This window comes from Streptomyces sp. NPDC006140 (assembly GCF_040628815.1).
In the GTDB taxonomy this organism is placed as follows: Bacteria; Actinomycetota; Actinomycetes; order Streptomycetales; family Streptomycetaceae; genus Streptomyces.
Map to the genome: position 1 here is coordinate 46013 of NZ_JBEXTS010000028.1, position 22369 is coordinate 68381.

The window sequence follows — 22369 nt, forward strand, 5'->3', positions numbered from 1 at the left end:
CTCGATCGGCAGCAACGGTGTGTGGACGTAGGGGCGGAGCGGTGTCCGGCTCGCAGGAAACTAGCCCTGCCGGTCCGTCCCCCTCGCGTGTCCTCGCCAGGCGCTCGGCCGAACGGCCGAACGATCCATTCGTCCGGGTGGCCGAGCACCCGTTTCACGTGATGTGTCATGGTTTGTCGTGAAGCAACCGCGGCACTCGGATGGCGGTCCGGCCCGGCAGCCGGGCGGAACAGAGGGTGGTCGATGACGACGATCGGCGTGGAAGAGGAGTACCTGCTGCTCGACCCGGTGACGGGCCTGCCGGTGCCCCACGCGGACAAGGTGCGTGCCGCGGCGGGCGTGGGCCATCTCGTGGCCGACCAGGAGGTGCAGTACGAGCTGCTGCAGGCGCAGGTCGAGGTGGCCACGCCGGTGTGCGACACCCTGGAGGAGGTCGGAGGGCATCTGCTGCGGCTGCGGCACGCCGTCTCGGTGGCCGCCGAGGAGCACGGCTGCAGGATCGCCGCCTGCGGGACACCGCCGGTGCGTCACGGCCGTCCCGTGGCCGTCACCGACCAGGCCCGTTACCGGGCGATGGTCACGCAGGCGCCGCAGCTGGTGGCGGAGCAGCTGGTCAACGGCACGCACATCCATGTCGCCGTGCCCGACCGCGAGGCGGGTGTGCAGGTCCTGAACCGGATCCGGCCCTGGCTGCCCACCCTGACGGCCATGGCGGCGAACTCCCCGCTGTGGGACGGCCACGACACCGGCTTCGCCAGCTGGCGCACGGTGATCTTCAGCCGCTGGCCCGTCAGCGGCATGCCCCCGGCCTTCCGGGACGCCGCGGACTACGACCGGCGCGTGGAGCGGCTGGCGGAGGCCGGGTTGATCTCCGACACCGGCCAGCTCTACTGGCAGGCCCGCCTGTCGTCGCGCTACCCCACCGTCGAGGTGCGGTGCCTGGACGTCCAGCTGCGCGCGGACGAGGCGGTCATGCTCGCCGCGATCACCCGGGGCCTGGTGGAGACCGCCCTGGCGGAGACGGCCGCCGGCGCGCCCGTGCCCGACTGCGCCCCGGAAATGCTCCAGGCCGCCATGTGGCACGCCGCCCGCCACGGCCTCGACGACACCCTGGTCGATCCGGGCGGCACACCGCACCGCGCCGGCGACATGCTCTACGAGTTCCTGCGCCACGTCGCTCCCGCGCTCGACGCGTCCGGCGACACCCGGCAGGTCACGTCCCTGATCCACCGGCTCCTGCAGGACGGCACCGGAGCGGACCGGCAGCGCGCCGCCCTCACGCGGGGCGGCCTCCCGGCGGTCACCGACCTGATCAGCGCCCGGGGCACGATGCCGTGACGGACCACCCGGCCGGCTTGCGCGGCTCGGCGCTCCTGCTTGCCGGAGGCCGCCGGGGGCAGCCGTCCGGTGCGACGAACGGAGGTGGGCGGTGAGCCTGCGGGGCGAGGGCGGGCGGCGGATGCTGGCCGATCTGCTGGACGCCAGTCACCTCATGCCGATCGAGCTGCTGCCCGCCAGGGCCTCCGCGTGCGCACGCGCCGCCGCCTTCCACCACGTGCTGATCTACCTGGCGGACCTGCAACGCAACACCCTGTGCCTCCTCCCCGGCGACGAGGCCGCGGCCCACGCGGACGAGCCCGTGCTGCAGGTCGAGGGGACGGTCGCCGGGCGGGCCTTCCAGCACGGCGACGTCCTGCCCGCCGACACGTTCGAGTGGTGGGTGTCGCTGCTGGACGGGACCGAACGCATCGGGCTGCTGCGGGTGAGCACCGGGCGCAACGACGCCGGCACCCGCGCGGACATGGAGGCGCTGGCCGCCCTCGTCTCGTTGATCGTCGTCAGCAAGCGGACCACCAGCGACGCGCTGGCCAGGCTGGTCCCACATCAGCGGCGACGTCTTCGAGTACGCCATCGACGGGCCCTTGGTCCACCTGACGATCCTCGACGCGATGGGCCACGACACCGCGGCCGGACTCTCCGGGGCCCTCGCGCTGGGAGCCTGCCGCAACGCCCGCCGCCAGGGCGCCGGCCTCCTCGCCAAGGCGGACGCCGTCGAGGCCGCCCTCCTCGAGCAGTACGACCACCGGCGCTACGTCACCGGTGTCCTGGCCACGCCCGACACCCGCACCGGCGGCCTGCGGTGGGTCAACCGCGGCCACCACCCGCCGATCGTCATCCGCGACAACCGCTACACGACCCACCTCGGCTGCCCGCCGGCCCACCCGATGGGCACCGGCCTCGGCCTGCCCGGCACGGTGTGCGAGGAGCACCTCCAGCCCGGCGACCGCGTCGTGCTCTACACCGACGGCATCAGGCGAGGCGCGCCGCTCGGGCGGCCGGGAATTCGGCCTGGACCGGTTCACCGACTTCCTGATCCGCCACCACGCCGACGGGCTGCCCGTCCCCGAGACTTTGCGCCCCTCATCTGCGAATGGATCGGCCCGGACCTGGAACCGGCCCGGACGGCAGCCGACCTGACCGGCCTGCACCCCTCACGGCGACACCCGGCCGACCACGAGGACGACTGACCGGTCCCGGCCTGTCCGTCGCGAGGCTTCAGCGTGACGCCAGCCCGTGCCGCCGGGCCGCCGCCCCGAAGTAGTCGCCGCCCTTGCGCCGCACGTCGTCGGTGCCCCAGGCCTGCTCGCCCTCGGCGGCCGGGCCGCCCTCCCTGGCCGGGTTCTGCCGCAGCGGTGCCGGGACGAGTCTCGGTATGTGCTTGGAGCAGTGGATGTACGCCTCCTCCACCTCGACCTCCACCCACATCTGGGGGCGGCGGCCGGGCACCGGGTCGACCGGCAGGCCCGGATGGCGCCGGCGCATGGCGTCATCGGTGACCAGCCGGGCGCGGCCGTTGACATGCAGGCCGATACGGTCCTGGGAGAAGTCGATCATCAGGATGCCGATGTGCGGGTTCTCCCGGATGTTGCCGAGCGAGGCCATGACGCCGTTCCCGCGGTACTCCGGGTAGGCCAGAGTCGTGTCGTCGAGGACCCGGAGGAAGCCGGGCGGGCCGGCCCGGAAGGTGCTGTCGCACTCCCCGCGGCTGTCCGCCGTGGCGAGGAAGAACATCTCCTGGCGGGCCACGAACTCCCGCATCCGCGGATTGAGCCGGTCCAGCACCTGCTCGTCGTAGAACCGGTCGGCGCGTTCGACGGTGCCCAACTCGCGCTGGATCCGGTGCTCTCCGTGGCTTCCGGGGCGCTCTGCCCGCTGGTCGTCGTACAAGGGTCCTCCTGGCAGGAAGTGCGGCCTCCGCCACGGCGCGCGTGACTGATTTTCATCGCCTTGCAGGCCGAAAAGCATCACCGGCCCTGCACGTGAGGGTAGAACAACCGCCCTCCCGCGCCCCTTTGCGGGCCCGGCGTCCCTCCTGTCGGGCGGACGGCGGCAGTTCCCGCTGCGCGAGGGCCGGAGCGGACGGACGGGGAACCTCCCCCCCGGCCCGAACCGTCGCCCACGCTTTGTTCCGGGCTCGAAACCTGGGTTAGCCTGCGGCGTATTTCTACGTCGCGCAGATCCGTGACCACGGAAATGCAGGCACGGCAGCCGGGCCGCCGAAGCGGGCCCGGGTGAGTTCCGAGTCCTCGGCGTGCGGGGACTCCTGGGGAGCGGAACGAGGGTGCGCATGACCAGCGACAGCACCGGTGTCGTCGATGCGGTGCCGGGCGATCAGGAGTTGCGGCGGCTCCTGGCGGGCCTGACGGCCGTACGGGACGGGGACTTCGGCACCCGTCTGCCGGACGACGCCGACGGCCTCATGGGCGACATCGCCAAGGTCTTCAACGGCATGGTCGACCAGCTGTCCGTGTTCACCTCCGAGGTCACCCGCGTGGCCCGCGAGGTCGGCACCGAGGGGACGCTCGGCGGGCAGGCGGAGGTGCCGGGTGTCTCGGGCACCTGGGCCGACCTGACCGACTCGGTCAACGCCATGGCGGGCAACCTCACCACCCAGGTCCGCGACATCGCCCAGGTGGCCACGGCCGTGGCCAAGGGCGACCTCTCCCAGAAGATCGACGTACCCGCCCGCGGCGAGATCCTCCAGCTGAAGGAGACCGTCAACACGATGGTCGACCAGCTGTCCGCGTTCGCCGACGAGGTCACCCGCGTCGCCCGCGAGGTCGGCAGCGAGGGACGCCTCGGCGGCCAGGCCCAGGTGCCCGGCGTGGCCGGCGTCTGGCGCGACCTCACCGACTCCGTGAACCACATGGCCGGCAACCTGACGAGCCAGGTCCGCTCCATCGCCCAGGTCACCACGGCGGTGGCGGAGGGCGACCTCTCGCAGAAGATCACCGTCGACGCGCGTGGGGAGATCCTGGAGCTGAAGTCGACCATCAACACGATGGTCGACCAGCTGTCCGCGTTCGCCGACGAGGTGACGCGCGTGGCCCGCGAGGTCGGCACCGAGGGGCGCCTCGGTGGACAGGCCGACGTCAAGGGCGTGAAGGGCACATGGCGCGACCTCACCGACTCGGTGAATTTCATGGCGGGCAACCTCACCGGCCAGGTCCGCAACATCGCCCTGGTCGCGACCGCCGTCGCCAAGGGCGACCTCTCCCAGAAGATCACCGTCGACGCGCGTGGGGAGATCCTGGAGCTGAAGTCGACCATCAACACGATGGTCGACCAGCTGTCCGCGTTCGCCGACGAGGTCACCCGCGTGGCCCGCGAGGTGGGCACCGAGGGACGTCTCGGCGGCCAGGCGCAGGTGCGCGGCGTGTCCGGCACCTGGAAGGACCTCACCGACAACGTCAACGTGATGGCGTCGAACCTCACGGGCCAGGTCCGCTCCATCGCCCAGGTCGCCACCGCCGTGGCGCGCGGCGACCTGTCGCAGCGGATCACCGTCGAGGCCGCGGGCGAGGTCGCGGCGCTCGCCGAGGTCATCAACACGATGGTCGACACGCTGTCCGCCTTCGCCGACGAGGTCACCCGCGTGGCCCGCGAGGTGGGCACCGAGGGACGTCTCGGCGGCCAGGCGCACGTGCCGAACGTCGCCGGCACGTGGAAGGACCTCACCGACAACGTCAACTCGATGGCCAACAACCTCACCGGCCAGGTGCGCAACATCGCGCTGGTGACGACCGCCGTGGCCAGGGGCGACCTGTCGAAGAAGATCGACGTGGACGCCCGCGGCGAGATCCTCGAACTCAAGACGACGATCAACACCATGGTCGACCAGCTGTCCGCGTTCGCCGACGAGGTCACGCGCGTCGCCCGCGAGGTCGGCACCGAGGGGCGCCTCGGCGGTCAGGCCGAGGTCGAGGGCGTCTCGGGCACCTGGAAGCGCCTGACGGAGAACGTCAACGAACTGGCGGGCAACCTGACCCGGCAGGTGCGGGCCATCGCCGAGGTCACCAGCGCGGTCGCCGAGGGAGACCTGACCCGCTCGATCAACGTGGAGGCGTCCGGCGAGGTCGCCGAGCTCAAGGACAACATCAACTCGATGGTGGAGTCCCTGCGCGAGACGACCCGGGCCAACCAGGAGCAGGACTGGCTCAAGACCAACCTCGCCCGGATCTCGGGCCTGATGCAGGGCCACCGCGACCTGCCCGTCGTCGCCGAACTGATCATGGACGAGCTGGTGCCGCTGGTGTCCGCCCAGTACGGCGCCTTCTACCTCGCCGAGGACGGCGACGACGGACCCGAACTGCGGCTCGTCGGCTCCTACGGCTACCCCGAGGACAGCGGCCGCCCCACCCGCATCGCCTTCGGCCGCACCCTGGTCGGCCAGGCCGCGCGCAGCCGGCGCACCATCGCCGTGGACGAGCTGCCGCCCGGCTACGTCACCATCTCCTCGGGCCTCGGCGAGGTCGTGCCGACCGCGCTGGTGCTGCTGCCCATCGTCGTCGAGGGCCAGGTCCTCGGCGTCATCGAACTGGCCTCGGTCACCCCCTTCACGCAGATCCACCGGGACTTCCTCGAGCAGCTGATGGAGACCCTCGGCGTCAACCTCAACACCATCGTCGCCAACGCCCGCACCGACGAGCTGCTCGTCGAGTCGCAGCGCCTCACCGCCGAACTCCAGGCCCGCTCCACCGAGTTGCAGGTACAGCAGGAGGAACTCCAGCGCTCCAACGCGGAACTGGAGGACAAAGCCTCCCTGCTCGCGGCGCAGAACCGGGACATCGAGGCGAAGAACCTGCAGATCGAGCAGGCCCGGCAGGAACTGGAGACCCGCGCCCAGCAGCTGTCGCTGGCCTCCAAGTACAAGTCGGAGTTCCTGGCCAACATGAGCCACGAGCTGCGCACCCCGCTCAACAGCCTGCTCATCCTGGCCCAGTTGCTGGCGCAGAACCCGTCCCGCAACCTCACCCCGAAGCAGGTCGAGTACGCGCAGATCATCCACTCCGCCGGCTCGGACCTGCTCCAGCTGATCAACGACATCCTCGACCTGTCCAAGGTCGAGGCCGGCAAGATGGACGTCACGCCCGAGCGGGTGACGCTGCGTCAGCTCATCGAGTACGTCGAGGCCACGTTCCGGCCGATGACGACGCAGAAGAGCCTGGAGTTCACGGTGACGACCGCTCCCGGCGCGCCCGCGGACCTCCTCACGGACGACTCCCGGCTCCGCCAGGTGCTGCGCAACCTCCTGTCGAACGCCGTCAAGTTCACCGAGCAGGGCGGCGTGGAACTGGCCATCGAACCCGCCGCCGACGACGAGGTGCCCGACGGCGTGATCCGCGGCGGCGCCGTGGTGGCCTTCCGCGTGAAGGACACCGGCATCGGCATCCCGGAACAGAACCTGGAGACCATCTTCGGGGCCTTCCAGCAGGCGGACGGCACGACGAGCCGCAAGTACGGCGGCACCGGCCTGGGCCTGTCCATCACGCGGGAGATCGCCCAGCTGCTCGGGGGTGCCGTGACGGTGCACAGCACACCCGGCCAGGGCAGCACGTTCACGCTCTTCCTGCCCGTGGCCCGCCCCGACTTCGAGGAAGTGCTCGGCCACCGCGGCACTCCGGAGCGGGCAGCGGCCGAGCTGCCCGAAGGCTCGTCCCGCCCGGTGCCGGTGCTCCAGACCGGGCCCGGACCGCGGCCCCGGCGCCTGCTCGTCGTGGAGGAGCGGCCCCGCGGCCTGCTGACCCTCGTCGCGGAGAGCGTGGTCGCCGACCTGACCCACGGCCGCGCCGACGGCGGGCAGCGGCCCGCCGTCGACATCATCACCGCCGTCGGCGCGCAGGAGGCGGCCGGTGCCCTCGCGGCCGAACCGTGCCACTGCGTCGTCCTGGAGCTGGGCATGCGCGACGCCGAGGCGTCCCGGTTCCTCCAGGCACTGGAGGGCGACCCGGCGCTGGCGAGCGTCCCCGTCCTGGTGCACAGCAGCCACCCCGTGGACGTGTCCCTGGACGAGACGCTGCGGTCCCGCTCGGCGGGCGGGGCGCTGGAGTTCCTCTCCAGCCTCGACGAACTGCGCGAGCGCATCGCCCTGCACCTGTCCGCCGAGGAGCCCGGGGACGTGCTCTCCCTGGTCCGGCCCGAGGAACCGCAGCACCCGGCGCCGGACCTCCTCGACGAGGCGTCGGCCGGCCGTACCGTCCTCGTCGTCGACGACGACGCGCGGAACCTCTTCGCGCTCAGCGGGATCCTGGAACTGCACGGCTTCCGGGTGCTGCACGCCGAGAACGGGCGCAGAGGCATCGAGACACTGGTGAACAACCCGGACGTCGCGCTGGTGCTGATGGACGTGATGATGCCGGAGATGGACGGCTACACCGCGACGGCCGAGATCCGCAGGATGCCGCAGTACGCCGAGCTGCCCATCATCGCCGTCACGGCGAAGGCGATGCCCGGCGACCGGGAGAAGAGCCTCGCCTCGGGCGCCAGCGACTACGTCACCAAGCCCGTCGACACCCGCGACCTCATCGCCTGCGTCCGGCGCTGGCTGCCCGCATGAGGACACCGGCGCCCGCCCCGCACACCCCCGGGCCGGGCGCTTCGCAGCGCCCGTCGTTCCGCGCCCCAGGGCGCTCCAGCCGAGGAGCATCCACACCGTGAGCATCTCCGAGCAGCCGCGTGAACCGGATCAGGGCGGTGAGCCCGAGCGCACCGCCGCCGGTCCGGCGTCCGCCGTCCCGCCGGTGACGTCCGGCGGGCCGTCGGCGACTCCCGACGAGCAGTGGGCGCTCGCCGACGGGCCGTTCGCCTCCCTCGACGGGCCGCTCCCGGACGTCGGCGGTGTTCCGCCCGCCTCCCCGGTGGGCCGGCTGGCGGCCACCGTCGAACGGCTCAGCCGGGAGGTGCGGGCGGCCCAGGCGGAGGCCGAGGGGCGGGCCCTGATCGAGCTCGCCAAGGGCGTCCTGGTCGAACGGCTGAAGTGCGGGCCCGTCCAGGCCGCCCGGCAACTCGCCGAACTGGCCGAGCAGGCCCGGGTCACCCCTCTGGAATTCGCCGTCGACGTCATCAACCAGGCCGCCCGCGACCGCATGTCCGAGGTGACGGACGCGTTCCTCGCCGCCACGAAGGCCGCCGACGCCGCGGAGTCCGAGTCGGCCGCCGTACGCCTGCGCGCCGCCGAGAGCGGCGTCCTGGCCGCGGACGACACCCAGGCCGTCGCCGACGCCCTGCTGGAGCAGGCGCTGCGCCCCCTCGGCGCGGTCGCCGTGGCCGTCTGGGCCGCGGGTTCCGACGGTTCGCTCACCCTGGCGGGCAGCGCCGGCTTCTCACCGGCCGAGGCCACGCGCTGGCGCTACGTCCCGCCGGACGTGGTCACCGTGGCGCGACGGGGCCTCATCGAGCGCGAGGGCCAGTGGATCACCTCCCTCGGGGAGACCGGACTGCCCAGCATCGGCCTGCACTACCACCCGGACGGCGGCAGGGTCGCCCTGCCCGCCGGCACCGGGGGGCGTATCCACGGCGTGCTGGAGATCGCCTGGCCGGCGCCCCTGACACCGCAGCCCCCGCAGGTCGTCCGCCAGGTGGAGGCGCTGGCCGAGCTGTGCGCCCACACGCTGGAGACGTACACGCCGCCGCAGGCAGGGGCCCAGGAGCCGCGCGTCCTGCCGGACGCCGCGGAGCTGATGGACCTGGCCGACGGCCTGCACGACCCCGCCCTGGTCCTGGTGCCCCACCTGGACGGCGACGGGCACCTGGCCGACTTCCGCATCCAGCACGTGAACAACCGCTTCCTGGACCCGGCCGGCCGGCCGCGGGCGGTCGTCAGCGGCGCGTTGCTGCTCGAGGCGTACCCGATGGCCGCCGGGGACAGCGAGCTGTTCCAGCGCGTCGAGCGGGTCTACGCCACCGGCGAGCCGTTCCGGGCCCGCCGGATGAACCTCACCGCCCTCGTCGACCAGGTCCCCCTCTCGGCGGTCGCCGACATCAGCATCAGCCGGCACGGCACGTCCGTCCTCCTGATCTGGCGCATCGAGGACGAGACGGCGCGCCTGGCGAGCCTGCTCCAGCACGCCCAGCGTCTCGGCCGCATCGGCGGTTTCGAGGAGAACGTGCTGACGGGTGAGATCACCTGGAACGGGCAGCTGTTCGACCTCTACGGGCGCCCGCAGTCGAGCACCCCGGTGCCCCTGGAGGAACTGCCGTCCCACGCCCACCCGGACGACGGCGTCTCCATCCGCCGCTTCCTGCGCACGCTGCTGCACCACCGGCGGCCGGCGGCCGCGGCCTTCCGGCTGCAGCGGCCCGACGGGGTGACCCGCCACATCCGGATCGTCGCGGAACCGGTGCTCGACACCGACGACCGGCTGCTCCTGGTCCGCGGCGCCTGCCAGGACATCTCCGCGCAGCACTGGACGGAGGTGGCCCTCGCCGCCACCCGCGACCAGTTGGCGCACACCGAGCAGCAGGCCACCGAACGCAACCGGCTGACCCTGCAGTTGCAGCACGCCATCATGCCTCCCACCCAGGCGCCATTGCAGGTGAGCGGCCTCCAGGTGGCTGTCCGCTACCGGCCAGCGGAGACCGAGCAGCTGGTGGGCGGCGACTGGTACGACGCCGTCGTCCTGCCGTCCGGGTTCGTGCTGCTGTGCGTGGGGGACGTGGCCGGGCACGGCATCGAGGCCGCCACCAGCATGGTCGTCCTGCGCAACGCGCTGCGCGGTCTGGCGGTGACCGGCGCGGGGCCGGGACAGCTGCTGTCGTGGCTCAACATCGTGGCGCACCATCTGACGGGCTCCGTCACCGCGACGGCGGTGTGCGGTCTGTACGACCCGGTCCGCCGGACGCTGCGCTGGGCCCGGGCGGGCCATCTGCCGCCCGTGCTCGTCCGGGGCAGCGAGGCGGCTCCGCTGCCCCTGGTGAGGGGGCTGCTGCTGGGCGCGGTGCCGGAGGTCGCGTACGAGGAGTCCGAGATCCAACTGGCCGCCGGGGACACCCTGTTGATGTACACCGACGGCCTGGTCGAGCGCCGTGACCGACCCGTGGAGGAGTCCCTGACCCACCTGCTGACCACCGCCCGCACGGCACCCAGCACACTCGACCAGCAGCTGGACCGCCTGCTGACCTACAGCAGGTCGGACACCGACGACGACACGTGCCTCGTCGGCATCCGGGTCGGCTGAACCACTCCAAGGTGTACTGACAACGGAGAAGGGACGGCACGCATGGCGAACAGCGCACTTCTGGTGATGGACGTCCAGCGGGACGTCGTGGCCATCGCCGACGACGGTTCCGGGTATCTGCCGCGCCTGCGCGGAGCGATCGACGGTGCCCGGGCCGCCGGCATCCCCGTGATCTACGTGGTGATGGGGCTACGGCCGGGCGATCCGGAGGTCAGCCCGCGCAACAGGGTGATGGCGAACGTCGTGCGGACCGGCCTGTTCACCGAGGGCGCCCCGGGCACCGAGATCCATGACGAGGTCGCGCCCCGGCAGGGCGACGTGGTGGTCACCAAGAGGCGGGGGAGCGCGTTCTCGGGCAGCGACCTCGACCTGGTCCTCAGGGCACGCGACATCGACAGCCTCGTTCTCACCGGCATCGCCACCAGCGCCGTCGTGCTGTCCACCCTGTGGCGCGCCATCGACCTGGACTTCGGCCTCACCGTCCTGGCGGATGCCTGCCTCGACACCGACCCCGAGGTGCACGCGATGCTCACCGAGAAGCTGTTCCCGCAGTGGGCGGACGTCGTCACCGTCGAGGACTGGCTCAAAGCCATCGCACCGCGATAGCGGGAGGCCGTCCCGACCTCACCTGCTCCGCTCATCGGTGATGTCGGGGTTGTAGAGCAGGATGTCCTCGGTGGTCTGCCAGAGCCGGGGCAGGAACCGGGTCACCTCTTCGGCCCGGTGGATCAGGTCACGGGTGGAGCCGATGCCGAGATCGGTGACGGCCGCCTGGAAGGCCGGGAGGAGGGCTTCGTGCAGTCGGGGCGCGTCGGTGGCCAGGATGATGTGGCAGCGGGCGAAGGTCGCGATGATCCAGAAGACCGCTTCGCGGTGGTCGCCAGAGTCGATGAGCCTCTGGCTCCCGTCGATCGCGATCGGCCGCGCGGCGGGGCTGATGTCGCTGCTGAAGGGGAACGGGGTCTTCGCCACGGGGACGGTGGCGTCGAACGTCGCGGCGAGTTCGTGCAGATGGTGCTGGACGCGCTCCGCGGGCAGCTGTGAGCAGCCGAGAAGGTCCAGCAGTTCCGGGTAGAGGCCGAGGCGGCCGTAGTCGGTGAGGACCTCGCGAGCGGCCGGATAGCGCAGGCGGACGGTGGGGTTGCGCAGGGCGGCGACGAGGAGGACGTGACAGGTCACGCCGGTGGGGAACAGCCAGGAGATCACCTGCTCGTGGAACGGCGCCGAGGTGTCGATCCCAGCGAGACGGCTCTCGATCCGGTGGCGGGCGTCCTGGCACCTGCGGCGGACCCAGGGCCGGGCGGCGAAGTGGCGCGAGACGTGAGCGTGCAGTGCGTGCAGTTCGCCGGTGGGGTCGTCGATGATCGCGTCCGTGCGGAAGCTGCCGGCCAGGTGGTAGGAGGCCAGGACGTCGTCGGCGGAGGCCAGCTGGGTCCGGGGCAGGTAGCTGACTTCCAGCAGGGCGCCCTGGAAACGGAGTTTGCCCGGCTTGGCCGGCGGGTCCTCCTGGGCGGTGACGACGAAGACGTCGATGTCGGAGGAGGGCGACAGCTCCGCGTCGTCCGGCAGCCCGACGGTCGAGCCGCTGAAGTACGCGCCCCGGAAGCCGGTATCGGTTCGGGCATGCTGAGCGACCCACTGGATCGCGGCGGCACGTGCCAGTCCGACCTTCACAGGCGCATCTCCCCGGTGACGTGTGCGAGATCTTCCATTGTCCCCGGTGGCTGAGGCCGGTGGGCTGTCCCGGCTCCGGAGCGCTGCCCGGTAGTGTCCAACACCATGAACAGCGTCGAACTGCGGGAACTCACAACCGACTTCGGGCCTGTGATCGGCATTGTCGAGGAGACCGGCGAAAGGGTGCGCGTCACCGACGGCGGCGAGCCCGCGGGCGTGCTCCTGCCGGCGGCCGAACTGGCCGAGCTGGAGCACTTCGCGCAACGCGTCCACGGCGGCCCGCGACCCCGGCCCAGAACCGTGCGGGAGACCCCGGCCGGCCCGCAGCGGCAGGGCCCGTACACGCGGTACGCGTACACCGACGGCGTGCGGATGACGTTCACCCGCGACCGCCTGGTCGTGGCCGAACTGCGGACCGTGGACGAGCTCGACTGGCTCGAGAACAACGCGCGCACCGCCCGCCAGAGCTTCATGGACCCCAAGCAGGCGGCCGCGTTCGAGGAGTTCCTCGCCCGCCAGCCACCGGTCGGCGACGGCATAGCCTGGATCGCCGCCGACTGGAGACAGCAAGAGCCCTTCACCGTGCTCGAATTCATCAAGGGCCCGACCCCCGAAGAGGCCGCCCTCGCCTACGGGGCCGACGCCCGGGACATCACCGACGGGCTGCTGCTGCACCAGGTGCGGGACCGAGACGCACGCGAAGGCACGGACGACACCTACCAAGTGCTCGCCTTCGGCGAAGCCGGCGAGTGGACGTGGCTGGGCTACCACGACTTCTCCTTCTCCCGCCGCCTCGACCCGCCTCCCCGGCAGCAGATCACGCTGACCGCGACCATGGCCAAGGGCATCTACGACTTCAGGTACAGCGAGGACGGGGTGTACCAGAACCCCTTCCCGCTCGAGGACAGCGCCGACACGCGGCGGGACATGTACGAGCTGATCTGGTACACCCCGGGCCAGGCCCCCTTCGCCCCCGACGCGCCCCTGGGCTTCCTCAACGCGCACATCCGCCGAGCCGAGGAGCACACCGACTGGACGGACGGCATCGCGCTGTTCTTCGCCGGCCTGGAACGCGCCTTCGGCCTGTCCCTGCCCCGGGACGCGATCACATCCGGCCACGTGCGCTGCGCCCGCCCCGCCCAGCGCTGAGGCCTCATCTCGGGCGCCCCGAATATCGAAGGCGTTTTCCCGGTGACTGTGATTTCGTGGTCGGGCGTCGGATCTTCCGGCACCACTCCACACTTCACCCAGCTTTCGAGGGGAACAGCACCATGATCTCCGCCCACACCCGCGTCGCGGTCGTCGGCGCCGGCCTCGGCGGCCTCGCCTTAGCCCGTGTCCTGCAGCTCCACGGTCGCTCCGTCACGGTCTTCGAATCCGACGCTTCCGCCGACGCCCGCCCCCAGGGCGGCAGCCTCGACATCCACGCCGCCACCGGTCAGGCCGCCCTGCGCGCGGCGGGCCTTCTCGACACGTTCCGCGGCCTGGCCCGCCCCGACGCCCAGGAATGGCGCGTGCTCGACCCCGTCACCGCCGCCACCCTGCCCTTCCCGGGACCCGTCCACGACGACGACAGCCCCGAGATCGACCGCGGCCAACTGCGCGGACTGCTCCTGGACTCCCTCGCCGAGGGCACCGTCCACTGGGGCCGCACGGTCACCGGTGCCACCCCGCTCGACGACGGCACGTGGCGCCTGCGCTTCGGCGACGGCACCACCGAGGACGCCGACCTGGTGGTCGGCGCCGACGGCGCCTGGTCGCGCATCCGCCCGGCCCTGTCGGACGCCACGCCCGGCTACGCCGGTGTCACCTTCATCGAGGCGGGTCTCGACGACGTCGACACCCGCCATCCCGCCCTGGCAGCCATGGTCGGCAACGGCACCCTGCTGGCGACCGCCGACAGCAAGGCCCTGCTGGCCCAGCGCAACGGCGACGGCCACATCCGCGTCTACGCCGCGTTCCGCGCGCCGCAGGACTGGCAGGTCGCCGAGGGCCTGGACATCGACGACACGGAGGCCGTGCGCGCACACCTGCTGAAGAGGTTCGACGGCTGGGACGAGAACCTGCTCTCCCTGCTGCGGAGTCACGACGGCGGGTTCGTCGACCGGCCCGTGTTCGTGCTGCCCGTCCCGCACACCTGGGACCACGTCCCCGGCATCACCCTGCTGGGCGACGCCGCGCACCTGATGCCGCCCGTCGGACTCGGGGCCAACCTCGCCATGCTCGACGGCAGCGACCTCGCCCACGCCCTCGTCACCGAGTCCAGCGTCGACGACGCCGTCCGCGCCTACGAGAGCCTCATGCTGCCGCGCTCGGCGAAGGCCGCCCAGGACTGCGCCGAGGCACTCGACCACCTCATCCCGCCGACGGACTCCTGAGCAGGCGCGGCGGAGTTCACGCCCGGCGCTCGGGACGCCCCCGGGAAGGGATCGTGCCCACCGCCTTGAGCGTCCGCAGGACCGGTGCCGTCTCCAGGGAGCGGATCGCCTTGACCGCTCCCAGGCCGTGCGTGAGGTAGCGGTACAGGGCCGCGGTGTCCCGGCACAGCGCGTGCGCCACGAGATTGGTGGGACCGGTGGTGTGGGCGACGAAGGCGAGTTCGTCGTGCTGGGCGAGGGCCGTGGCCACGTCGTCGAGGTGCGCCGGGGCGACGGCCATCCACAGCAGGGCCTTGATGTGGCCGCCCAGCAGGGCGGGGTCGATCTCGACGTCGAAGAAGACCGTCCCGCACGCGCGCAGGTGGTCGAGGCGGCGGGAGACCGTCGCCGGCGACCAGCCCGTGCCGGCGGCGAGTTCGGCGACGGCCGCCCGCCCGTCCCGCCGCAGAGCGTCCAGCAGGGCGTGGTCGGCGGGGGAGAGCCGCACCCGGCCGTAGCCCTCCGGGGGCGGCGCCCCGCCGTGGCCCGTGACCCCGGCCCTGCCCATCATCCGCTGCTGCCGCGGGGTCAGTGCGCTGGCGACCATGCGCCACGGGGTGCGCCAGCCCAGATACGTGTGCAGCAGCTGGTGGGCGGAGACGGCCGTGAGTCCCGCACTGGGAGGCAGCTCGTGCAGCAGCAGGGAGTGGCCGTGTGCGGTGCCCAGGGGCGTCTCCAGCACGGCGACGATCTCGGTGCCCCCGCCGGTGAGATAGACCCACGAGGTGTCGGGGCGGCGCACCAGCGCGTGCGCGAGGTCCGGTGCGGTCTCGGGGTCGGCGGTCAGCCGCAGCAGCCACTGCTCGTGCCCCGTCAACTGAGGGTCGGGCAGCCCGACGACGCGCAGCGCAGCCTGCTCGCGCAGGCGCTCGTAGCGTCGGGAGACCGTCTGCGGCGACACCGCGAGCACGGCGGCGAGCTGCGTGAAGGAGGCACGGCCGTCGATGTGCAGGGCGTGGATCAGCGCCCGGTCCAGTTCGTCGAGCATACGCACACCATCCTTCACGCACCCTGGGGCGCCCGGGCAACGGAATCGGTCAGTCCCTGATCACCGATTTGCAGCGCATCAGGAACTCGGCGAGGTAGCCGTCGTGCGGCAGCCCGGATTCCATCCAGTACGTCGGGTGGTCCCCGACGTACACGTTGCCGATCGAGGGTTCCGCCACGAGCTCGGCCGCCAGCCCGTCGTCGTGCGTGATCGCCGTGAGGACCAAGGTGTCCCGGAGCGGTCCGAGGCCGGCCTCGCGGCTCCAGGGCGCCACCCACACGCAGGGGAACGGCATCTCCACCGCCGCCTGCGGTGCGTCCGGCGCGTCGAGCTGGTGGACCGCGGCGCGCAGTACGGCGCTGCCGTCGGCGAGTTCGTCCAGGACGCCGTCGCCGCCGAGCCAGGGCCGGGTGCCGGCCGCCCGGTGCAGCAGATGGGCTTCGAGCGCCTTGGCGGTGGCCGGCGGCTGGACGGGGAAGACCGCGGCCGGGTCCTGCGGGGGCAGGCTCGGCACGGCCGCCAGGCGCTCGGCGAGCGCGGCGCACAGCGGGGCGGGATCGCCCTCCACGAACACCGCCGTCGTGTTGACGCAGCCCGTGCCGCCGTGCCCGCTCACCGAGTCGACGATCGTGCCGAGGTGCTCCCGCCAGTCCACCTCCCGGGTCAGCAGGATCTTCGACCGGCCGGGGCCCTGCGGCAGCACCCGGGGGCTCCCGGCGTACTTGCGCACCACGTCCTCGCCGCCGTACACCAGCCCGAGGTCGGCGCCCCGCAGCAGCGTGTCCGCGGTGGCGTGGTCGGTCGGCAGCAGCGCCACCCGGTCGTCGCCGAAACCGGCCGCCCGCAGCGCCGTGACCAGCCGGTGCGGGGTGAAGGGTTCGCGCCGGGACGGGCGCACCGCGACGCGGTAGCCCAGGGCGAGCGCCTCCGGCCACAGGCTGTGCGGGCCGGGATGGTTGCCGGCCGCGTGCACCGCGAACACGTCGCCGCGCCGCACCCACACCGCGCGCCCGGTGCGCGTCAGCGGATCGTCCCACCGGTTCACCGCCCCGGCCGGCCGGGCCTGTTCCACGCTGTAGTGGGCCTTGCGCAGCCGTGCGGCGATGGCCGTGACGGTGGCTCGCACCACGGAGATGGGCGTTCCGCCGACCCGGCTGACCCGGTACGCGTACTCGTCCGGCGTCAGGCCGCCCAGGGTGGCGGTGGCGAAGAGTTCGGCGGCCCGGCCGATCATGGCGATCCGCTCGTCGGGCTCGGGAGCGGCGGCCCGCCGCATGGCCCGCATCGTCCGGTCGACGAACAGGGAGGGGACGAGGCTGAGTTCGGCGCTCTCCCGGCCCGCGACGTCCGTCACCGTCAGCCGGTTGCGGGCCCGGTACGGGCCCCGGGGGCCCAGCGCGTCGAGCGGGACCACGTCGGTACGGGGGCCGGCCATCAGTACACGCCCTCGATCACGGTCTCGTCCTCGAAGGTCGCCACCGGGGCGATGTCCGCCACCGCGTCCCCCGCCCGCCCCGCGAGCGGCTCGATCCGGGTGGCCACGTCCCGCTCCAGGTTGTTGGGCAGGAAGAACGACTTGCTGACGTGATGGACGAGGACACGCCCGCGGTCCCCGTACCCGACCGGGCGCCGGGTTTCCGGATCGACGACGGAGAAGGTGACGTAGGGGCTGTACGGGTCGAAGACGCAGCCCGCGTCGTCCGGCAGGCCCGGGCGCTCGCCGGCGAAGCCGAGGATCATGGTGCTGCCGTAGTTCCCGCACAGGACGGTGTCGGGAAAGATCTCGGTCTTGTACAGGTGCCGGGAGTCGGGGTCCAGTTGGGTGCCGCCCCAGCGGATCGCCCGCACCTTCCGGTTGACCAGCTCGGTCAGGTCGTCCCGCCGGGCGATGCGTTCGAGCAGCGGCGGAGTGACCGTCAGGACGCCGATGTCCTGGGTGCGCAGGATGAACGCGGCCTGGTCGACGAGGTGTTCGGCGTAGGCGTCCGCGTCGGCCCCGCGCCCGGACGCGATCAGCCGCTTCACCCACCGCGGGTCGAGGTCGACGGTGAAGCCGTGCCGTCCGTGCGTGGCCGCGGACCTGCGGAAGTACTCGCCGACGATGTGCGGACCGGTCGGCACCAGACCGAGCCAGTCGGCGCCCCGCACGAAGCCGTGCGCGTCGAGGTTGAGGTTGCTCCAGTGGAGCATCCGCTCCAGCCAGTCCCGCAGCAGGACCACGCGCTTCGGCGCCCCGGTGGTGCCGCCGCTCTCGAACACGCCCACGACATCGGGGGAGTGGCCGTACCCCAGCGGTACGAGGTCCTGCGCGCGCACGTCGCGCAACTCTCCGGTCACGTCGGGGAAGAGGGTGAGGTCGTCGTGGGTCCGGACGTCGGTGAGGGGATCGAAGGGCAGGGTTTTGGCCCGCTCCAGCCAGAACGGCGAGCCCGTCTCGGCGCCGAAGTGCCACTGCATCGCGGCTCGGATCAGTTCGTCCGGCTCCGGCCGGACGTCGAGGGGAAGATCGAGGATCTCTGTGGCGGTTCGCGGCACGGGAACTCCCAACTCGTTGGAGGACAGGGGTGGTTACGGAGTCACAGCTCGACGACGACGGCACCGATGTGCCGTCCCTCGATCACCTCCAGCAGCGTCCGCGGCGCGTTCTCGATGCCCTTGACCCGCACATGGGGGAAGGTGATGTCCCCCGCCCGGAGCCAGGCGCCGAAGCGCTCGGTCCATTCGTCCGCGCCGTCGTGGTCGTCGGAACTGAAGCCGCGCAGCTCGATGCGCTTGTGGATGAGGGGCAGGGAGTCCAGCTCGACGGGCGCGGTGGTGCCCGTGCCGTCCGGGGAGAGCTGCCCGGACAGCGCGCCGACCAGCACGAACCGCGCGCCCGGGCGGGCCGCGTCGACGGCCGCCCGCAGCTGTTCCCCGCCGACGTTGTCGAAGCAGACGTCGATGCCGTCGGGCGCCGCCTTCGCCAGCTGCTCGGCGAGCGGGCCCGCACCGCGGACCACCACGTCGTCGTAGCCGAGTTCCGTGCGCAGCCGCTCGGCCTTCTCCCGCGAACCGGTGCTGGCGATGACCCGCCCGGCTCCCAGCCGCCGGGCGATGAGTCCGGCCATCGACCCGATGCCGCTGCCCCCGGCGGAGACGAACACCGTGTCCCCCGGCCGGACTTGGACCCCTCGGGTGAGTGCCGCGTACGCGGTCCAGCCCTGCTGCAGGTGGGCGACCGGGTCGGGCAGCACCGTACGGTCCAGCCGGGTGCACTCGGCTTCGGGTACGACGGCGTACTCGCGCCAGCCCAGCCAGTGCGAGACGAGGTCGCCCGGCTTCAGGCCGCTGCCCTCAGGAGTCTCGGCGATCTCGCCGACCGCCGCCCCGACCAGGGTGTCACCGGCATCGAGCACCGGGAACGGCGTGTCCTGGGTGGCACCGGCCATGAGGATGCGCAAGGTGGCGAAGACGTGGAAGAAGAGATTGCGCACCAGTACCTCGCCCTCCCCGGGCGGTACGACGGGGGTGCACACCACGCCGAAGTGCTCCGGCCCGGGCAGCCCGGTCGGTTTCGTGAGCAGGCGGACTTCTCTCTGGGTGGCGGGCAGCACTGCCATGCGCGCTCCTGAACAAGGCGAGGGAAATGGGGTGAGGCCCCGGAACGCGGGAGGTGGCCGGGGGACTCCAGCGTGGAGTGATCACGCCCGGCCGCTCCAGTGGCGACGGCGGACTGGAGCATTTCTTCCATCGCGGGCGCCCTGGTGAAGGAACCGCACACCCACGGCCCGGCCGCCGCGGCGGACGCCGTGGCCGGCGACGGTGTACGCCCACCCGTTCGCGGTGGGGGAAATCGACACCGCGAGCGGTGCGGATGGAAGGAATCCGCCATCTCCCGGCTCTGGCTGGAGCACCCCGTTCCCCCGCCCCCACGCTGATGCGCGGTCGGTTCCGACGCCCCGCCGGCCGGGGCCGGGCCGGCGTGTCGACCACGGTGGAGAGGAACCCCCGATGACTGCTGAGCGTGTGCTGACGCCGACCCCCACGGCGTACCGATGGCGGTGGCTGGCGCTCACCGCCCTGCTGCTCGGTGAGGCGATGAACCTGCTGGACGCGACCATCGTGCAGGTCGCCGCACCGAAGATCCACGCCGACCTGGGCGGGTCGGTGTCCGACATCCAGTGGTTCACCACCGCCTACACCCTGCCGTTCGCCGTGCTGCTGATCACCGGCGGCAGGCTCGGCGACATGGCCGGGCGCAAGCGGCTGTTCGTGATCGGCGTCACCGGGTTCATGGTCGCGTCCGCCGCCTGCGCCCTGGCGCCCACGGTGGGGCTGCTGATCGCCTTCCGGGTGGTGCAGGGCGCCGCGGCGGCCGTGATCATCCCGCAGACCATCGGCCTGATCAAGACGATGTTCTCCGGCCCCGAGATGTCCAAGGCCCTGGGCAGCATCGGTCCGGTGATGGGCCTGGCCGCCGTCTGCGGGCCGGTGCTCGGCGGGGTGCTCACCCACGCCGATCTGTTCGGCTCCTCCTGGCGCGCCGCGTTCCTGGTGAACGTGCCCGTGTCACTGGTCGTGCTGGCGATCTCGCCCCGGCTGATGGAGAACCGCGCCCCCCGGCGCCCCACCCTCGACGTCACCGGCACGCTGCTGGCCATGGCCGGCGTCGGTCTCGTCGTGTACCCGCTGATCGGCGCCGACCTGACCGCCCTGTCGGGGTGGAGCTGGGCGGTCCTCGCGGCCGGGGTGTGCCTCATGGTGGTGTTCGCGGCGCACCAGCGCGGCGTGGCCGGCGCCGGACGCAGCCCGCTGGTGGAGCCCAGTCTCTTCGCCCACCGCTCCTTCCCGGCGGCACTGGTGACGTCGACGTCCTTCTTCGCGGTCACCAACGGACTGATGATGGTCATCGTGCTTCAGCTCCAACTCGGTCTGGGCACCGACGTGTTGAAGGCCGGCCTGACCCTGGCCCCCTGGTCGGTGGGGCTGGCCGTCGCCTCCTGGATCGCCGGCGCCCACCTGGTCAGGCGCTACGGGCACCGCATGATGTCGCTCGGGCTCGCCGTCCTGCTGGTCGGGGCGCTCGCCGCGATCGCCGTCTACCACGCGGCGGACCCGCACACGTATCCGACGCCGCTGCTGTTCGCGCTCGGGGTCGTCGGGCTGGGCGTGGGTCTGTTCAGCCCCGCGTTCTTCACCATCGCGCTCCAGCCGCTGCAGCCGCAGGAGATCGGCTCGGCCGCCGGTCTGCTGAACGCGGTCCAGCAGTTGGGCGCCACGCTCGGGGTGGCGGTCCTCGGCAGCGTCTACCTGGGCAGTGCCGGTGACGGCGGGGCCCCGGCCGCGCTGCATGCCGTCCAGCTCGCGTTCTGGATCGCCGTGGCGCTGGTCGTGGTGAGCTTCGCGACCAGCAGGATGATGGTCGACAGGAAGACTCCGGCCGAAGCCGGACCGGGACACTGAGCGCTCCGCGTTCCCATCGATCGCGTGCGGCGGCCTGCGGGCCGCCGCTTCGGCGTGCCGGGGGTGCTGTGCCGGTGGCGTGTGCTGTGCCGGAGGACATGACCACGGTGCTCAGATCCGGGCACGAGCCGGGGCGGGGGATCTTCTCGTGCGGGCGAGATCCGTGATGATGGGGCTCGCCGCCTTGAGGTTCTGCAGGACCGGACTGGTTTCCAGGGTGTGGATCGCGTCCAGGGAGCCCAGCCGCCGGGCGAGGTAGCGGTGCAGGTCGGCCGGATCCCGGCACAGGGCCTGGGCCACCAGGTTGGTGGGGCCCGTGGTCGCGGCGACATAGGCCAGTTCGTCGTGGCCCGCCAGGGTCGCCGCCACGTTCTCCAGCTGCGCCGGACTCACCGACATCCACAGCAGCGCCCTGGTGTTGGCGCCGAACTGGCCGGCGTCGACCTCCACGTCGAAGAAGATGGCACCGCCCGCCTGCAGATCCGCGAGCCGCCGCGCCACGGTCACCGGGGACCAGCCGGTCGCCTGGGCCAGCTCCGCGTGGGTGGCCCGTCCGTCCTTCTGCAGGGCGACCAGCAGGTCGGCGTCGCCTTCGCCGATGGGGCGGGGCACGGGCACATAGGAGGAGTCGGCCGCTTCGTGCTCGCGCAGGACCCGCTGCTGCTCCTCGTCCAGCGAGTCCGCGCTGCGGCGCCAGCTCGTCGGCCCGCCGAGGTAGGTGTGCAGGATGCAGTGCGCGGACACCGCGGTGATGTTGTTGGTGCGTGGAATGTCGCGCAGCAGCAGGGAGTTGCCCGCGCTCGCCTCGGTCGGCGTGTGGATGATCGCGACGATCTCGGTGCCCCCGGAGGTGAGCTTCACCCATGAGGTGTCCTTCCGGCGCACCAGCGCGTGGGCCAGTTCCTGCGCCGAGCTCGCCGCGGCGGTGAGGCGCACGAGCCACTGCGTCTGACCCGCCTGATGGGGGTCGGGCAGCCCGACGACCCGTAAGGACGCCTCGGTGCGCAGCCGCCGGTAGCGCCGCGCGACGGTCTGCGGCGACACGTCGAGGGCTGCGGCGATCTGGCTGAAAGGTGCGCGGCCGTCGATGTGCAGCGCGTGGATCACGGCACGGTCCAGGTCGTCCAGCATGCACACATCCTTCAGTGGGGGCCTGCTCCGTGGAATAAAGTTGAAGATAGCGCAGAGGACGCTACCATCGCAGCCGCAAGTCCTCACAGAATTCCATCAGTTCACCGCTCCGGCGGGTGCCGCCCGGGCTTTCACGCCCCATCTGTCAGGCACTATTCGATATTTCGACGGATGCTTGACGCGCGACGATTCGTCCGCGT

Annotated in this window: 16 protein-coding genes; 8 read left to right on the forward strand and 8 right to left on the reverse strand. The window is 72.2% G+C overall.

Going from position 1 to position 22369, the window contains the following annotated elements; genetic code table 11:
• Window positions 1-243 precede the first annotated feature (243 nt).
• Entirely contained in the window at window positions 244-1338 is a 1095-nt protein-coding gene (locus tag ABZ386_RS40735) for a glutamate--cysteine ligase (protein WP_355723624.1), read from the forward strand.
• On the opposite strand, the gene ABZ386_RS40740 is transcribed toward ABZ386_RS40735, so the two are convergent.
• Window positions 1313-1912 (reverse strand): hypothetical protein, encoded by a 600-nt coding sequence (locus ABZ386_RS40740; RefSeq protein WP_358968565.1) that lies wholly within the window; start codon window positions 1910-1912, stop codon window positions 1313-1315. The genes ABZ386_RS40735 and ABZ386_RS40740 overlap by 26 nt on opposite strands.
• 10 nt (window positions 1913-1922) lie before the next feature.
• Between ABZ386_RS40740 and ABZ386_RS40745 the strand changes: the two genes are divergently transcribed.
• A complete protein-coding gene (locus ABZ386_RS40745; protein WP_356673990.1) occupies window positions 1923-2528 on the forward strand; it encodes a PP2C family protein-serine/threonine phosphatase in 606 nt (201 codons plus the stop codon).
• A 28-nt stretch (window positions 2529-2556) separates the two neighbouring features.
• On the opposite strand, the gene ABZ386_RS40750 is transcribed toward ABZ386_RS40745, so the two are convergent.
• The gene (locus ABZ386_RS40750) at window positions 2557-3228 is read right to left on the reverse strand and encodes a pyridoxamine 5'-phosphate oxidase family protein (protein ID WP_351335330.1); all 672 of its coding nucleotides are present in this window, start codon (window positions 3226-3228) and stop codon (window positions 2557-2559) included.
• A 400-nt stretch (window positions 3229-3628) separates the two neighbouring features.
• Here ABZ386_RS40750 and ABZ386_RS40755 point away from each other — a divergent pair, with 400 nt between their 5' ends.
• The 3 genes from ABZ386_RS40755 to ABZ386_RS40765 all read left to right on the forward strand — a co-directional run bounded on the left by ABZ386_RS40755 (window position 3629) and on the right by ABZ386_RS40765 (window position 11123).
• Window positions 3629-7897, forward strand: a complete 4269-nt coding sequence (locus tag ABZ386_RS40755; RefSeq protein WP_351335327.1) for a HAMP domain-containing protein — start codon at window positions 3629-3631, stop codon at window positions 7895-7897.
• A 97-nt stretch (window positions 7898-7994) separates the two neighbouring features.
• Window positions 7995-10517 (forward strand): SpoIIE family protein phosphatase, encoded by a 2523-nt coding sequence (locus ABZ386_RS40760; RefSeq protein WP_351335325.1) that lies wholly within the window; start codon window positions 7995-7997, stop codon window positions 10515-10517.
• 42 nt (window positions 10518-10559) lie between these two features.
• Complete coding sequence (locus ABZ386_RS40765) at window positions 10560-11123, forward strand: cysteine hydrolase (RefSeq protein WP_356505947.1); 564 nt, start codon at window positions 10560-10562, stop codon at window positions 11121-11123.
• Between the two features lie 18 nt (window positions 11124-11141).
• Here ABZ386_RS40765 and ABZ386_RS40770 read toward each other — a convergent pair whose 3' ends face one another.
• Window positions 11142-12191, reverse strand: coding sequence for a hypothetical protein (locus tag ABZ386_RS40770; RefSeq protein WP_358968569.1), 1050 nt, complete (start codon window positions 12189-12191; stop codon window positions 11142-11144).
• 105 nt (window positions 12192-12296) lie between these two features.
• Here ABZ386_RS40770 and ABZ386_RS40775 point away from each other — a divergent pair, with 105 nt between their 5' ends.
• Together ABZ386_RS40775 and ABZ386_RS40780 are read left to right on the forward strand one after the other, a co-directional pair.
• Window positions 12297-13340, forward strand: coding sequence for a type II toxin-antitoxin system Phd/YefM family antitoxin (locus tag ABZ386_RS40775; RefSeq protein WP_358968571.1), 1044 nt, complete (start codon window positions 12297-12299; stop codon window positions 13338-13340).
• A 122-nt stretch (window positions 13341-13462) separates the two neighbouring features.
• The gene (locus tag ABZ386_RS40780; protein WP_351335314.1) at window positions 13463-14569 is read left to right on the forward strand and encodes an NAD(P)/FAD-dependent oxidoreductase; all 1107 of its coding nucleotides are present in this window, start codon (window positions 13463-13465) and stop codon (window positions 14567-14569) included.
• A 16-nt stretch (window positions 14570-14585) separates the two neighbouring features.
• Here ABZ386_RS40780 and ABZ386_RS40785 read toward each other — a convergent pair whose 3' ends face one another.
• From ABZ386_RS40785 to ABZ386_RS40800, 4 genes are read right to left on the reverse strand one after another with little or no spacing between them, the layout of a single operon-like run.
• On the reverse strand, window positions 14586-15596 hold the full coding sequence (locus ABZ386_RS40785; RefSeq protein WP_358968574.1) for an Lrp/AsnC family transcriptional regulator: 1011 nt from the start codon (window positions 15594-15596) through the stop codon (window positions 14586-14588).
• A 49-nt stretch (window positions 15597-15645) separates the two neighbouring features.
• Entirely contained in the window at window positions 15646-17031 is a 1386-nt protein-coding gene (locus ABZ386_RS40790) for an aldehyde dehydrogenase family protein (protein ID WP_358968576.1), read from the reverse strand.
• A complete protein-coding gene (locus ABZ386_RS40795) occupies window positions 17031-18131 on the reverse strand; it encodes a phenazine antibiotic biosynthesis protein (RefSeq protein WP_358968579.1) in 1101 nt (366 codons plus the stop codon). The genes ABZ386_RS40790 and ABZ386_RS40795 overlap by 1 nt, the downstream gene beginning before the upstream one ends.
• A gap of 41 nt (window positions 18132-18172) precedes the next feature.
• The gene (locus ABZ386_RS40800) at window positions 18173-19195 is read right to left on the reverse strand and encodes an NADP-dependent oxidoreductase (protein ID WP_351335303.1); all 1023 of its coding nucleotides are present in this window, start codon (window positions 19193-19195) and stop codon (window positions 18173-18175) included.
• 391 nt (window positions 19196-19586) lie between these two features.
• Between ABZ386_RS40800 and ABZ386_RS40805 the strand changes: the two genes are divergently transcribed.
• Entirely contained in the window at window positions 19587-21038 is a 1452-nt protein-coding gene (locus ABZ386_RS40805) for an MFS transporter (RefSeq protein ID WP_358968581.1), read from the forward strand.
• Between the two features lie 111 nt (window positions 21039-21149).
• Here the strand turns inward: ABZ386_RS40805 and ABZ386_RS40810 are convergent, their stop codons facing one another.
• Window positions 21150-22169: an Lrp/AsnC family transcriptional regulator gene (locus ABZ386_RS40810; protein WP_351335298.1), complete on the reverse strand. Its 1020-nt coding sequence runs from the start codon at window positions 22167-22169 to the stop codon at window positions 21150-21152.
• Window positions 22170-22369: the final 200 nt, after the last annotated feature.